The organism is uncultured Brachyspira sp. (assembly GCF_944393015.1).
GTDB lineage: Bacteria > Spirochaetota > Brachyspiria > Brachyspirales > Brachyspiraceae > Brachyspira.
The window spans coordinates 1-16,480 of record NZ_CALXYQ010000061.1; the positions used below are offsets into that span (position 1 = coordinate 1).

10 protein-coding genes are annotated in these 16,480 nt (G+C 28.0%); 6 read left to right on the forward strand and 4 right to left on the reverse strand.

The window, feature by feature from the left end:
• The first annotated feature begins 558 nt into the window (after positions 1-558).
• Positions 559-1,353, forward strand: a complete 795-nt coding sequence (flgG, locus tag Q0K19_RS13655; RefSeq protein WP_297248889.1) for a flagellar basal-body rod protein FlgG — start codon at positions 559-561, stop codon at positions 1,351-1,353.
• A 33-nt stretch (positions 1,354-1,386) separates the two neighbouring features.
• On the opposite strand, the gene Q0K19_RS13660 is transcribed toward flgG, so the two are convergent.
• From Q0K19_RS13660 to Q0K19_RS13670, 3 genes are all read right to left on the reverse strand, one after another.
• On the reverse strand, positions 1,387-1,944 hold the full coding sequence (locus tag Q0K19_RS13660) for a lytic transglycosylase domain-containing protein (RefSeq protein WP_048594857.1): 558 nt from the start codon (positions 1,942-1,944) through the stop codon (positions 1,387-1,389).
• A gap of 189 nt (positions 1,945-2,133) precedes the next feature.
• Positions 2,134-2,973, reverse strand: coding sequence for a diaminopimelate epimerase (dapF, locus tag Q0K19_RS13665; protein ID WP_297248892.1), 840 nt, complete (start codon positions 2,971-2,973; stop codon positions 2,134-2,136).
• 176 nt (positions 2,974-3,149) lie between these two features.
• Positions 3,150-4,601, reverse strand: a complete 1,452-nt coding sequence (locus tag Q0K19_RS13670) for a catalase (protein ID WP_297248894.1) — start codon at positions 4,599-4,601, stop codon at positions 3,150-3,152.
• Positions 4,602-4,809: 208 nt separating this feature from the next.
• Between Q0K19_RS13670 and hemH the strand changes: the two genes are divergently transcribed.
• The 5 genes from hemH to Q0K19_RS13695 all read left to right on the forward strand — a co-directional run bounded on the left by hemH (position 4,810) and on the right by Q0K19_RS13695 (position 15,422).
• Positions 4,810-5,811 (forward strand): ferrochelatase, encoded by a 1,002-nt coding sequence (gene hemH / locus Q0K19_RS13675; protein ID WP_297248896.1) that lies wholly within the window; start codon positions 4,810-4,812, stop codon positions 5,809-5,811.
• A 174-nt stretch (positions 5,812-5,985) separates the two neighbouring features.
• The gene (locus tag Q0K19_RS13680; RefSeq protein WP_297248898.1) at positions 5,986-11,778 is read left to right on the forward strand and encodes an Ig-like domain-containing alpha-2-macroglobulin family protein; all 5,793 of its coding nucleotides are present in this window, start codon (positions 5,986-5,988) and stop codon (positions 11,776-11,778) included.
• Positions 11,779-11,875: 97 nt separating this feature from the next.
• Positions 11,876-13,162 (forward strand): PD-(D/E)XK nuclease family protein, encoded by a 1,287-nt coding sequence (locus tag Q0K19_RS13685; protein WP_297248900.1) that lies wholly within the window; start codon positions 11,876-11,878, stop codon positions 13,160-13,162.
• Between the two features lie 13 nt (positions 13,163-13,175).
• A complete protein-coding gene (locus Q0K19_RS13690) occupies positions 13,176-13,727 on the forward strand; it encodes a hypothetical protein (protein WP_297248903.1) in 552 nt (183 codons plus the stop codon).
• Between the two features lie 1,017 nt (positions 13,728-14,744).
• On the forward strand, positions 14,745-15,422 hold the full coding sequence (locus Q0K19_RS13695) for a DUF6198 family protein (protein ID WP_297248905.1): 678 nt from the start codon (positions 14,745-14,747) through the stop codon (positions 15,420-15,422).
• A 3-nt stretch (positions 15,423-15,425) separates the two neighbouring features.
• Here the strand turns inward: Q0K19_RS13695 and murB are convergent, their stop codons facing one another.
• Entirely contained in the window at positions 15,426-16,331 is a 906-nt protein-coding gene (murB, locus tag Q0K19_RS13700) for a UDP-N-acetylmuramate dehydrogenase (RefSeq protein ID WP_297248907.1), read from the reverse strand.
• Positions 16,332-16,480 lie beyond the last annotated feature (149 nt).

Here is a 16,480-nt window from a genome sequence, read left to right on the forward strand (position 1 = left end):
GCTTCTTTGTGGCAACAAAAGAAGTGGGGTGCGGGGCAAAGCCCTGCAAATATTTTAAATTTAAAAAATTTATTTTTGACAAAGTATAGTTGTTTATGTATATACTAAAAATTTCTAACTTTGTCAATTTTTTTATTCAACTTTTTCCCGCCGCACGCCATAGGCGGACTTCGTCAAAGTTGCAAAAAGTGCAAATCTAAAATTAATACTAAATAATACTAATTTTATTTTACATATAATATAAATTATTAATTTAAGATAAAATATAGCCCTTTTGATTCTTTGTTGCAATAAAAGAAGCAAAAAGACTGCATTTTTGACCTAAAATTATGGTATTATCATTATTAAATACATATTCTTAAAAATGAAGCTGTAATATGTGCATTTTTACGAAGCATGCAAAAAAGTAGATGATATATTTATATAATTTTGAAATAAATATTCTATATATGATTTTTATAACTTAACATAATATTTTTTATATAAATTCTATAAAGCAATTTTTATAATTACCGAAGATATAATATAATAAATTTATAAGATAATGGAGTGTATTATATGGTACGTTCTTTATGGACAGCTGCAAGCGGTATGAACGGTATGCAGTTCAAAACTGATACTATAGCCAATAACCTTGCAAATGTTAATACTATAGGATATAAAAAAGTTAGAGCTGATTTTGAAGATTTAATATATCAAAACTTAAAAATACAAGGAACTCCTGCTACAGAGGATACTGTAACACCTGTAGGACTTCAAACAGGACTAGGTGTAAAAAGTGCCTCTACTCAAAAAATGTTTGATCAAGGTTCTTTACAGGCAACAGGAAATAAACTTGATTTAGCATTAGAAGGAGAAGGATTCTTCCAAGTATTAATGCCTGATGGAAGTGTTTCTTATACTAGAGACGGTTCTTTCAAAATTGATGCTAATGGACAATTAGTTACATCAAATGGATACAGATTAGTTCCTGAAATAGTATTCCCTGAAAATTTCTTGGTAGAGCAGATAAGCATATCAAGAGAGGGTGTTGTTTCTGTGAAGATAGGTGATGAAAATGATCCTGTAGAAATAGGACAAATTACACTTCATAGATTTATCAATCAGGCTGGACTTCTTTCTATAGGAGATAACTTATATAAAGAAACTATAGCAAGCGGACCAGCTTTTGAAGGCGAACCAGGTGCTAATGGATTCCCTAGAATTCACCAAGGTTTCGTTGAAATGTCAAACGTTAAAGTTGTTGACGAAATGGTTGATATGATAGTTGCACAAAGAGCTTATGAGATGAACTCAAAAGCAGTACAAACTAGCGATAACTTGCTTGCTACTGTTGTAAACTTGAAAAGATAATAAAAAATAATAACTAGTGATAGATAAGGGGCTTTAAAAGGCCTCTTTTCTATATATAGCACCATAAGAACTATTGTCTTTCACATAAAGACTAACCATTGTATTATATTCATACTTTATCTTCTCAGCGTAGGACTCACCGTATACATCATAAGCATTACCAGCATTATAATATCTAAGAGATTTTACAATATCGCCATCGAATTTATCCAAAATTTTATCTATGAATCTCACACCAAGCACAATATTATCTCTAGGATCATATCTGTTCAATTTGGGATCAACATCTTTATTAGCAATAGGTGTTATTTGGCAGTATCCGTAAGCATTTTTTCTTGAAAGTGCTGTAGGTATAAAGCTGCTTTCCACCTTAATTAAAGCCACCATTAAAAGAGGATCAACATCATAATTACTGCAAACATCGAAAACATCTTTAATAAACCAAAAATCCTGACTATAATGATTAGATACATCTTTAATCAATGTTACCCAATCGTTAGAAGGAAAGGAATAATCACTGATATTGAAATTATGCGTCTCCAAATTGAGATTGCAAAGAAATAAAACTAATATTATAACTATTCTTTTCATAAACTTCCTGTTAAATTTTAATATCCTATTAATTATAAATTAGCTAATATCAAAAAACATAAACTATATTTTAAATATTAACATTTTTTTGAAAAAAGTCAGTTAAAAAATATATTTTTTTTACATTGCATTAAATAAATATTAATAATCATTAAATAATTGTTATTAATATTTAATATATATAAAATTCTATAGTAAAACTTTACCTTCAAAAGAATATCTAGCTTCCCCTTTCATAAAAACGCTGTTATTTTCATATCTCAATACTAAATCGCCGCCTAAAAGATGATTAAGTATAATATTATCAGTTCTTTTACTTATAAATCCAGCAACACATACGGCTGAAGCACCTGTACCGCAGGCTAAAGTTTCCCCGCTTCCTCTCTCCCAAGTTCTTTGTTTTACCTCTCCCCTATTTATTATCTCCACAAATTCAACATTAGTTCTGTTTGGAAATATACTATTATTTTCTATATAGCTTCCTATAGAATTTATATCTAAATCCTCTATATTATCCATAAATATTACAGAATGAGGATTCCCCATAGATACTGCAGTAAAATAATATGTTTTGCCGTTAAATGTTATAGGCTCATCAATAATAGGATTTTTATCTATGGTAGTAGGTATTTTAAGCCCTTCAAGTATAGGAGAACTCATATTTATTTCAACTTTATCAACTTCATCATTCTCTATGAATAGCTTAGCCTCTAATATACCTCTTAAGGTTTCTATTTTTAGAGGATTATTTTTACTTATTCCTTTATCATAAACATATTTAGCTACACATCTTATACCATTACCGCACATTTCAGATTCGCTTCCGTCAGCATTAAACATTCTCATTTTAGCATCAGCTTTATCGCTTGGCATTATAAGTATTATTCCATCAGCTCCTATAGAATAATTTCTATTGCTCAATATAGGAGAATATTTTGAAGCATCTTCCGGAGTGAATTTTTCTTTAAAACAATTCACATAAATATAGTCATTTCCTATTCCATGCATTTTAGTAAAAGATAAAGTCATAATAAACCCTTAAAATATTTTTTATGTTATATAATTTATATATTCTATAATATAATATGAATTAAGTAAATATTTTATAAAAAAACAGCTAATACCTTTAATTATAAAGATATTAGCCGCAGAGATTAAAATTTGATAATTTATTTAATATTTATTCGTATATATTCTATTATTATTTATTTTATATCTTTCTCATCAAAGCCCAATGCTTTAGCAACCCCAAGTCCGTAAGCTTTATCAACATTCATACAATTTTTTATATGTCTTAATTGTACATCCTTAGTAACGCCGTTCATATCTCTTGCAGTATTTTCAAATAATACTTGTTTCTGGGCATCTGTCATAAGATTGAATAAAGCTCTTGCATCTGTATAATAATCATCATCATCTTCTCTATGATCATATCTGTAAGCATCGCCGTAAATTTTTAGAGGTGGTTCAGCATATTCTTTCTGCTCTTTCCATTCGCCTTGAGAGTTTGGTTCATATTCTACTTTAGAACCATTAGACTCTACTCTCATGTATCCGTCTCTATGATAAGTATTAGGTTTAAATTTTGGAGCATTTACAGGTATGCTTGAATAGTTAACACCTAATCTATATCTTTGTGTATCAGTATAAGAGAATAATCTTCCTTGAAGCATTCTGTCTGGTGAGAATCCTATACCTGGAACTATTGTAGAAGGACTGAATGCTGATTGTTCTACTTCTGCGAAATAGTTTTCAGGGTTTCTATTTAATTCTAAAACTCCTACATCAATTAGAGGATATTCTTTTTGAGACCAAGTTTTTGTTAGGTCAAATGGATTTCTTTTGCTTGCATTAGCTTGCTCTTCAGTCATTATTTGAATTTTCATATTCCATCTAGGGAAATCGCCTCTTTCTATAGCTTCAAATAAGTCTTTTTGAGAACTTTCTCTGTCTTTTGCTATAATTGCTTCAGCTTCCTGATCTGTTAAATTTTTAATTCCTTGCTGAGTTTTGAAATGGAATTTTACCCAATATCTTTTGCCTTCTTTATTTATGAAACTATAAGCATGACTGCTGAAACCATGCATATGTCTGTAACTATAAGGTATACCTCTATCACTCATATCTATAGTTATTTGGTGAATAGCTTCTGGTAAAGAAGTAAGGAAATCCCATTTATTTTGAGCACTTCTCATATTAGTTTTTGGATCTCTTTTTACAGCATGGTTCAAATCAGGGAATTTTAAAGGATCTCTGAAATAAAATACAGGAGTGTTATTTCCAACTAAATCCCAGTTTCCTTCTTCAGTATAGAATTTAATAGCAAAACCTCTTATATCTCTTTCAGCATCTGCTGCACCTCTCTCACCTGCCACTGTAGAAAATCTTACAAATAAATCAGTTTTCTTTCCAACTTCAGAGAATATTTTTGCCTTAGTGTATTGTGTAATGTCATGAGTTACAGTGAATGTACCATAAGCACCTGAACCTTTAGCATGCATTCTTCTTTCTGGTATAACTTCTCTGTCAAAATGTGCCATCTTTTCCATAAACCATACATCTTGCAAAAGCATAGGACCTCTGGCACCTGCTGTCATAGAATGCTGATTATTTTCAACCGGAGCACCGAATTCAGTTGTTAATTTTTTATCTGACATATTAAAACTCCTTAATAGTATTTATTATCAATAAATATATTATACTAAATAAATATTTTATTTCAAGTGTAATAATAAAAATTATTATAAAATATTAAAAAATTATTAATAAAAAATATTAAATAATAAAAAAACAAAATAAGTATTGACTAATAACTAAAAAAATTATATACTTAATAATAAATATTACTAATAAGGATTATATATTATGAGCAGAAAAAAAGATACAACTATACTTCTAAATATGGGAGGGCCTAGAAATTTTGATGAAATAAATACTTTTTTAGTAAATATGTTTAATGACTATTATATACTCAATATAAAAAATAGTTTTATAAGAGGTATGATAGCAAAAAAGATAGTAAACAAAATAAGACCTGATGTAATAAAACATTATGAAGCTATAGGAGGAAAATCACCAATAAATGAATATACTGAAAAACTCATAAATAAATTAAATGAATTGGACAGCTCAAGAGATTATAAATACATAATGAATTATACTCCGCCCTACTCTTACGATATATTAAAAGAGTTAAAAGAAAATAATATAGATAATATTACATTATTCAGTATGTATCCTCAATATTCAGAAGTTACGGTAAAATCATCTTTAGAAAGCGTTTATAAAGCTATGAAAAAATTAAAATATAATCCTAAAGTCAATATAATAGACAGATACTATGACAATGAATATCATAATGATTCCATAGTACAATTAATAAAAAATACTATTGCCAATAAAAATGCAGAAGAATACATATTAATATTTTCTGCACATTCTATACCAAAAATGTATGCTGATAAAGGCGATCCTTATGAGTATGAATGTAATTATAATGTTCAAATATTAAAAGAAAAACTTCATAATGCTGGCTTAAATTTCAAAGACATTGTTCTTTCTTATCAGTCAAAAATAGGAAAAATTGAATGGCTTGAACCATCAACTATAGATACAATAAAAAAATATAATGGCGAAAAATTAATAATATATCCTTTAGCATTCACTATAGACAATTCAGAAACTATTTATGAAATAGATATTGAATATAGAGAAGAAGCTATAAATAAATACAATATTAAAGATTTCATATTATGCCCTTGCTTGAATGATAATATAAATTTTGCTCAAAGTATAATAGAAATACAAAATATACATCAAAAACAGAATTTAAATATGCATTATAATTATAATAGAAAAATAGTTTAAAAAATATATATAACCTTTTTATATTACTTAAGTTTTATAATAAGTATATAATTTTAAAGTAAATAATATTCTCATAAAGTATTTTATAATTAAAATATTTTTACTTTCATTATTTACTTTAAAATTATTTATGATATAACATTACAAGATAAAAATATCGTTTCTGGAGCTTTTATGAGAAAACTTATTGTAAAACTAAAAACTATTTATTGTATTATGATAATGTCATTAATTTTAACAATGATAACAGGAGTTAGTATGTTTGCAGCAGTGGCTATTGATAGGACTACTCCAATCGGAGAAAATACAAGCAGAGCAAATTATGAAGCAATAACAGTTACATTCAATCAGCAAATGGTAGCTTTACAGGCTATTAAAGAAGTAACTAATCAATATTTCAATTTTAATATAGATGTTAAAGGTACATACAAATGGCTATCTATTAATACTTTAGCATTCTATCCTAGCGAGCCTTTACCAGATAACACAAAAATAGAAGTTACATTAAAGAAAGGAATAAAAAGCGAGCTTACAGGCGATGTATTAGAAAATGATTATACTTGGACTTTTAATACTTTAAGACCTATAATGCAAAAAAGTTCTCCTTATGACAGACAATCAGAACTTCCTACAGATGTCAATATAGTTGTTTATTACAATATGCCTATATATCTCCAAAGTGCAAAAGAAAAAATACAATTAATCGCAAGCAATAATAATACTGCTATAGATTTTGATGTAAGATATGCAAAAATAGAAGATTTAAGAGAATGGGAAACTAATGAATACAAATTAGAACAAGTATTAGTTATAAAACCTAAAAAAGCTTTAGCTAAAAATGATGAGATAACAGTACATATAGGAGAAGGACTTGCTGCTGTTAATGGCGATTTAGGCACAGCAAATGCTAAAAGCTTTAATTTTTCTACACATGATGAATTCTATTTCAAAGGAAACAGCGAGCAAACTGTAACAGCATCATATTCTCCTGAAGCTCCTAAATTAGAGTTTAGTACAAGAGTTGAATGGGCTGACTTAATAAGAAACATTGAAATCACTCCAGCAATTCAGCTTCCTACAGAAGAAGAAATTCAGCAGAACTCTTGGTCATCTAAAAGTTTTTCACTTTATCAATTGAGATTCAATCCTAATGTTACATATAATATAAAAATTAATGGAAGTTTAAAAGACGCTTACGGACAAACTTTAGCTCAGGAACAAAATATCACTTTAAATGTTACAGATTATAACCCAAGCGTTTCTATACCTTCAGGAATGGGAGTTGTTGAATCTTATGAGGGAATAAAACTTCCTGTACAGGTAATGAACCCTAATACTATTAATATACAAAGCAGATATGTTGATAAAGAAAATATCATACCTTTCCTATTTGTAAATAAACAAGTATATAGATATGATGAAACTCCTGAATTTAGAAGATATACAAATCAATATAAAAATTTATTCGGTTACAATAATACTACAGAATATACTCCAAATGTTGAAAGAAACAGATATATTACAACAGCATTATATTTAACTAATTATATGAATAATAAGCAGTATGGACTTTTATCTATAGAGTTTAAAACTAAAACAGGATATCAAAGTCAGTACGATTATTCAACAGCTTCACAGATACAAATAACATCTATGGGATTAACAGGTAAATTCTCAGGCGATTCAAACACTATATTTGTAACTGATTTAAAAACAGGAATGCCTGTTGAAGGTGCTACAGTAGAAATAAGAGATGACTTTAATAGAGTATTAGAAACTGCAACTACAGATGAAAATGGAATAGCAACAACTAAAGGATTTAGAACTTTAGGAATAAAAAGAGCAAGCAGATGGGATTCTCCAAGACAATGGGCTATAGTTACAAAAGGCGATGATGTATCTTTCATAAATAGTGATTGGGGTACAGGCGTTTCACCTTGGAGAATGAATATTGATTATGATTATTCTCCTTCAGATAGAGATTATAATGGTTCTATGTTCACAGAAAGAGGACTTTATAAACCTGGTGAAGAAGTGCATATAAAAGGTGTTATAAGAGAAAATATATTAGGAAACTGGAAAATAGCTAGAGATTTCAAAACAGGATTATACACTGTTAATAATTCAAGAGGCGAAGAAATACATAAAGGAACAGTTACTTTAAATGAATACGGTTCTTATTTAATTGACTTCACTCTTCCTGCTGATGCTCCTACTGGATATTACAGTGTAAATGTTGAATTCAAAAGCGATTCAAATAAACAAAGCGATGAAGAAAAACAAGAAGGCGTAAAAGATCAAACATATAGTTTATCTCAAAGCTTCAGAGTAGAAGAATTTAAACCTTTAGAATATGAAAGCAGACTTTGGGTTGAAGATAAAAATTATTATTTAGGCGATACAATGCCTATTAAGATGTCAGGCTGGTATTTATTCGGAGAGCCTATGATATCTAATCAAGTAGATTATAATATATCTATGAATGAAACTTTCTTCACTCCTCCTAATAATGCAGGATTCAGATTCACTAAATTGAGCTGGTTTGAAGATGAGTATTATAATAATTATTATTCTATGATAGCAAATGGTACAGGTGCATTAGATGAAAATGGTGAATATGCTTATGCTCCTACTATAGATGCAAGCCGCTCAATACATGCTGCTTATGTTACTATAGAATCAACTGTATCAGGTGAAGATTCTCAAAGAGTAAGCACAACTAAAAGCGTATTAGTTCATGGAAGCGATTATTATATAGGTATAAAAAGACAAGGCTATTTCTTGGAAACAGATAAGCCTGCACAATTAGAATTCATTGCTGTTGATCCTGAAGGAAACAGACTCGAAGGCAAGAAAATAGAAGTTCAGGTTATAAGAAGACATTGGGAATCAGTAAGAAAAGCTATAACAGGCGGAAGATTTGAATGGGAATCAAAACAGATAGATGATGTTGTTGAAACTACTACAGTTACAACAAAAAAAGATCCTGTTGCATATAGCTTTACTCCTACAAATTCAGGACTTTACATAATATTAGCAAGAGCAAAAGACTCTAAAAACAGAGAAGTTGCTTCTGATGAATATATGTATGTTATAGGTAAAGATTATGCTCCTTGGGCTATGTTCGATGATGATTTGTTAGAGCTTATAACAGAAAAAGAAGAATATCAGCCAGGCGAAACAGCTAAGATAATGATAAAATCTCCTTATGAATCTGCTACTGCTTTAGTAACAGTTGAAAGGGAATATGTAATAGATTCTTATGTTACAAATATTGAAGGTTCTACTGCTTTAATAGAAGTACCTATAAAACCAGAATATTTACCTAATATTTATGTTGGCGTTTCACTTGTTAAGGGAAGAGTTGAAAATGAAGCATATACTAATTATGCTACTGACGAAGGAAAACCTTCATTTAAAATAGGTTATGCAGGACTTTCAGTATCACCTCGCGAAAAAGAGCTTAATGTAAAAATAACAAAATCTGCTGATACTTTAGAGCCTCGCGATGAAATGACAGTAGATTTATATGTAGAAACTAAAGAAAGCCAGCCTATGGAAACAGAAATTATGTTAAGCGTAGTTGATGTTGGAGTATTAAATTTAATAGGTTATAAAACTCCTAACTGGTTCAATACTTTCTATGGACAAAGACCTTTGAGTGTAGCAAGTGCCGACACAAGAATACACTTAATAGGACAGAGAAACTATGGAGAGAAAGGAGATACTCCTGGCGGCGATGGTATGAGAGCTGCTAATGATATGATGGCTAAAGCTGAAGCTATGGGTATGGATGTATTCAGCATAAGAAAGAATTTCTTGACAACTGCATTCTATCAAGGAAGAGTAAAAACTGATGCTAATGGTAAAGCTACTGTTACATTCAGCTTGCCTGACAATATTACATCATTCAGAATAATGGCTTCTGCTATAAATAAAGACGGTTATTTCGGTGCTTCTGATGATGTTGTAGTAGTTAAGAAAAATATTATGCTTATGCCTACCCTACCTGAATTTGCTTATGTTGAAGATAAATTCAAAGCTGGAAGCATAGTATACAATTATTCTGATCAGGATTTAGAAATAGAAGTTCAGGCTGTTGCTTCTAATGCTGTAATAGAAAATGCATCTCAAAAAATTACTGTTCCTAAAGGCGGTAATGCTGATGTAAGATTCGATATTATAGCTACAAACAGAGGAGAGGCTAAAGTTACAATATTAGCTAAAGGCGGAGAATATACTGATGCTGTAGAAAAAGCATTTAAAGTTAATGTTCCTATGACTACAGAATCTGTTGCTCTATTCTCAAGCACTACAAATAACAATACTGATTTAATGCTTAAAATTCCTAATATATCAGAAGCATATAAAGGTGCCGGAGATTTAGAAGTTTATATGTCTCCTAGTGCATTCAGCGAACTTACAGGCGGTATAAATTATCTTATAAATTATCCTTATCTTTGTTTGGAACAGCAGTTATCAAGAGTTTATCCTATAATAACAAGTAAGAGATTATTAGTTGATATGAAGCTTACTGATATATCTGAAGAAAACTTAGATAAAACAGTTCAGGATTTCTTAAAAATGATGCCTACATATCAAAGTCCTGACGGAGGATTCTCTTACTGGCCTAGCAAGACTTGGATATCTCCATGGCTTACTGCTTATGCTGCTGATGCTATGATTAAGGCTAAAAAAGAAGGATACATAGTTGATGAAAACTCTTTAAAATTAGCATTAGAATACATCAATAATTATGCTAAGAGCGGAAATGCTGAAAAACCTAGCTTCTGGCAGGATGAATATATAAATCTTTCATCTATAGCTTATATTGCTGCAGTTCTTTCTGAAGGCGGATACAATGCTAATGATGTAAAAGCTATAATAGACAGAATATACCCTCAAGTTAATAATATACCTTTCTACGGACAGGTTCAATTAATGAGAGCTATGTACTATAACAAATACAATAATAAAGCATTAACTGAAGTTAGACAGTATATACTTAACACTATTAAAGAAGATCCTAATACAGCACATTATGAGCTTGAAGCATATTATTCTAATCTTTATTGGATACACTCTTCTTCAGTAAGAGATACATCTGTTGCTTTATATGCTTTAATAGAAACAGGTTACGACAATGCTATCAATGAAAAAGTTGTTCGTTGGTTAGTACAGTCAAGAAAAAACGGCAGATATTTAAATACTCAGGACAATGTTTCAGTATTTGCTGCTATGAATATATATTATAAAAAATATGAAAATGTTAAGCCTAATTTCAAAGCAGAGTTTATATATCAAGGAAAAACTTTACTTGAAGAAACATTTACTGCAAGAACTCAGCCTAGCCTAACTAAAAAATATGCTTTAGATGAGTTTATTAATGAAAGATTAAGTAATTCAAATACTAGATCTGCTTTAGCTAACATCAAACGTAATGGAGACGGAAGACTTTATTATGGTGTTAGACTTACTTATGCACCTCGTGAGTTAGCCGTTAATAGAGATATGGGTATAAAAGTAGAAAGAAGATACGAAACTAAAGACGGCAGAGTATTAGACTTAACTAAAGATAAATTCAAACAAGGCGAGGAATATGTTGTAGTAGTAAAAATTACAGCTCCTTTTGAAAGACATTTTGTTGTAGTTGATACTCCTATTGCGGCAGGTATGAGAATATTGAATGCTAGCTTTGCTACAGAAAGCAGCGAAGTTAAAAACTTAACTGGAAACGCTGGCAAACCTACTTGGTGGTGGGGCGGATTCAATCATACTGAAAACTACAATGACAAAATATTATTGTTTGCTGATATGCTTAGTGACGGCGAACATGAGTATAGATATGTAGTTCGTGCTGTTACTCCTGGTGAATATTTACTTCCTGCTACTAAAGCTGAAGAGATGTACAATCCTGAAGTATTCGGTTATGACGGACAGCATAAAGTTGTTATAGAAGCTAAATAATTCTAAACAATAATTTTATAAAATTAAAGGCGGTATCTTTTTAAGGTATCGCCTTTTTTTATTTGATATAAAATTTATTTGTATTTATAATACTTATATGAAAAAAATGCATTTAGATATAATAAATTTTTTATTTGATAAAAATAGAGAATTAATTAATAATAAAGAAACCATTTTAAATCTTTTATTAGAAAATTATGAAAGTCTTATTAATTCTTTAAAAGAATATAAATTAAGTAAACCGCCAAGAATTAATATATTTAAACTAATTGATATAGAAGAATTAGAACGTAAAAATTCTACAATATTATATGAATTACTGAAAATAAATATTAATAATTCAAATGTACAATTTAATTTTATAAACTCTTTTTTAAAATATATTTTTAAAGAAGATATTATAAATAGCACTAATGAATCATTTGAAATAGAAAAAGAGTATAGTCCAAAAGGAACTCAAAAATCTATAGATTTGTATATTCATAATAGAAATTTTTCTATTATTATTGAAAATAAAATTAACAGTGGAGATAATGGAGATAATCAGCTATTAAATTATATCAAGTATGTAAAAGATGAAATAAGTCATAATAATATTTATATTATATATTTAACTAGAGGCGGTTATTTACCTTCAGAAAATAGTTTACCAACAAAAGAAAGAATAAAACTAAAAAATAAATTTATTAATATATCACATAGAAATATTGCTGAGTGGCTTAAATATATTATTTATGAAGATGAAAATTGTAATTTTATACATATGAAAGAATATGATAATTTGAAATCTGCAATAGTTCAAATTATAGAAGAAGAGGAATATTTAAGTTCAAGCAGCGAAGAGGATACTTTTATGCAAGATAAATTAAAAGAATTATTACAAAGCAATGATGCATATAATAATATTAGTACTCCTGAAGAAGCACAGGAATATATTGATTTGATTGAAAGTACAATAGAAATATTAAGACACCAAAAAACTGATAATATGCAAGATTATATAGATTATATTAAAAAAGTATCTGATATTTTGAGAGAAGATAAAAAATATAAATTTGAAATAGAAGATTCTGATACTATAAAAGATAATTTATTTAATAAAAATTTCTCTCACACAATATATAAAGGATCTGATCAAATAGAAGGTTTGTATATTATTTTAGTACTTAAATATAATCATATAAGTGTAGGATTTGATACAGGAGGAATTAAAAAAAGAGAATTAGGAAATATAATAGAAAAAATAAAAAACTATAAAATAAAATGGCTTAATATAAATGATAATGAAGGTATATGGTATGATATAGATATAAATAATGAAAGTGCTGAAGATACAGCTTCTAAAATGAAAGAATTATATGATGCATTAAAAAATATAAAATAATTAGGTATTAAATATGAATGATAAATTATTGAAGCAAATATTAGAAAACAATAAAAATTATAAACAAATATCATCTATAGAAGATATAGATAATTTTATTGATATATTAGAAAATACAAAAGAAGTTCTTATTGAAAAAAGACGGGAATTAGTACAAAAAAATGTACAGAATCATATTGATTTTTCTAACTACGTTTATGAATTGATAGAATCTAAATATAAATTGATAAAATCTAAAAATGAACATTTTAATTTAAAAAAAGAAAAAAATACTTTATTAGATGAGATTTATAACAAGACAGAATCTGATATAATATATTGTGATGTAAATGATTTTACTATTTATATAAGTATTGGTCAAGGAGAAGAATATATATATATTTGTATTTACTCTAAAAATACAAAACTAATAAATAAATTAAAAAGTATATATTTAGATAATGAATTGTCTTTCCTTGATGGAAATGATGAACATTATATATGGGGATCTGTTGCTCAAAATGATGCAGAAGAAACAGCAAATAGAATGCTTACTATATTTAATGTAGTAAATAAAATTAAATAGTTATTATAATTAATTTAATATATTTTTTATCGCTTTTTCTAACTTTATGGCACTGTATTTGATTTTATAAAAGAATATTATATTTTTTAAAGTATAAGTTAAATAATACTAATTATTTTTTATAGATAATATAATTTATTAAATTTTATTAATTTAATAATGCAGTTCTTTTGTTTTTTATAACAATACTATACCTACACTTACAGTGGACTTCGTCAGGTGCTCCTTTCAGTAGCAGTACTTCCTTCGGTTGTAAAAGAACTTATATTATGGACAAATCCATGCAAATATTAAAATTAAAAAGCTTAGTATAATTTGTTATTTTTAATCTATTTACATTTTCCCGCCATATATATTTAAAACTTCTATATATTATGTTTATTTTATATTTCTTGAAAAATCATACTGCAATTACAAAACCCACCCAAAACTTTATTTAGCTATATGCTCTCCTCACCGCACGCAGAATTAAATTATAAATATATACTAAAAATTTTTAAGTTTGTCATTTTTTTATTCAACTTTTTCCCGCCGAAAAAAGTTGCAAAAAGTGCAAGGTATAAAATTAATACTAAATCATACTAAAAATTGTTTTACATGTAAGATAGGTTATTAATTTAAGCTAAAATATAGTCCTTTTGCTTCTTTGGGCCACCAAAAGAAGTGGGGGTGTGGGGGTAGTCCCCACAAATAATATAAATAATAAAATAATTTGTGACAAAATATAGTTGTTTAGGTATATATTAATTACAATTCTAATTTTTACTATATTTGAAATGTAGCTCATCGTGCGTAAAGTAAAGTATTAAATTTAAAAAAATCTTGGGCGGGTGCTAAAATTCCTGATAAAGCTATAAATATAATAATATTATAATTTCAAAATAAAACTATAAAAAATAAAGGGTGGGAATTTTAAATAAATTAAAAAACACAACTCATAAAAAATCCCTTGATTAATATATAATTAGCTATATAATATTTGCAATCAAATAAAAAAATAATATTAAGGTTACAAAAATGACATCAGAAAATAAGCATATAATAATAAGCGGAGAATTAGCATTAGTTTTAGTTGTGGTTATGAATAGTTTTGGTGTAGTATTAATGCTTTATTCAGGATCTGGAATATCAGCTATATCAAGCGTGCCTTATGCTTTTTCTGAAGTTATAAAAAATATATCTCTTGGAACTTTTACCTATATTTTTCAAACCTTACTTGTATTAGTACTTATGATACTAAGAAAAAAATTTGTATGGGAATATTTATTTAGCTTCGTTGTAGGATTCTGTTTCGGTAAGTTCGTGGATATACATGCTGCTTGGATAAATCATTTGCCATTAACAATAACAAGCAGAATAATATATTTCATAATAAGTTATTTTATATTGGCATTCGGAATAGCTTTATCAAATAGATGCGGACTTCCTATAATACCAACAGATTTATTCCCAAGAGAGTTATCAGATATAATAAAAATACCATATGCTAAAATAACATTTGATGTAACTTGCCTTTTAACAACAGCAATACTTACATTTGTATTTTTAGGACATATAAAAGGACTTGGAATAGGTACTGTACTTGCCGCTTTTACAATGGGTAAATCTATATCCTTTATAGGAAAACTTCTAGATAAAAAAATAGAATTTATACCATGTATAAAAAAATTATTACATAAAGAAAATAATGCATAAACTCTAAAATTTTTCATTTTCATCATTAGAGATGATTCTAACTTCAGCATTTAAAGTGATGCCTTTTTGATTATAAACTTCCTCTCTTACTTTTCTCATAAGATTTAAAATATCTCTTCCTGTAGCATTATTATAATTGATTATAAAATTTGCATGATAAGGTGAAACCATAGCACCTCCTAACCTAGTTCCCCTCATATTAATGGAATCTATAACCTTACCTGCTATCATATTAGTTTCATAATCATTTAAAAAAGTACTTCCGGCAGAATGATATTTAAATTGATTTTTATTCTTTCTGTCTTTATAAAACTTTTTCATTTCAGGCTTAATCAATTTTTTTGATCCCTTATTTAATTTAAATCTCACATCTACAATTATATATTTCTTATCCTGAAAAATGCTTCTTTTATAAGCGTAATTACAATCTTCAACATTTATATGCATATATTCAATATTATCATCTATTATACCAACTTTATCTATAAACTCAGATACTGAATGTTCGTAACATCTGGCATTCATATAAGCAGCTCCACCTATAGTACCAGGAAGTCCGGATAAAAACTCTAAACCTGTAAATGCATTTTTATAAGCATATTTAACAACATCAGAAACTTTAGCTCCGGAATATGCTAAAATATTATGAGATGTATGCTCTATGCGGGAGAAAAAGCCCATATAAATAATTGGAAATTCTATAACTTTATCCAAAAATAATACATTGCTTCCGCCTCCTAAGATCATATACCTTTTATTATTATCATTAAGATATTTAATCAAATCTATAAAACCGTTAATAGTTTCAGGCATATAAAATTCCAAAGCCTTAGCATTAACCCTGAAAGTATTAAATTTTTTTAAAGAAACATTCTCTTTACTTAAAACACCATTAAAAGATTTAATCATTTGCACTATTCCGTAAATATTATTTAATAAAAATATAATAACAAATTTTCTAAAACATTACAACAAAAATTAATGCATGGGTGCCATACATATTGCATTTAAGTATTCCTTATCTTTTTGAAGTATAACATAGGTGTATCATAATTTAA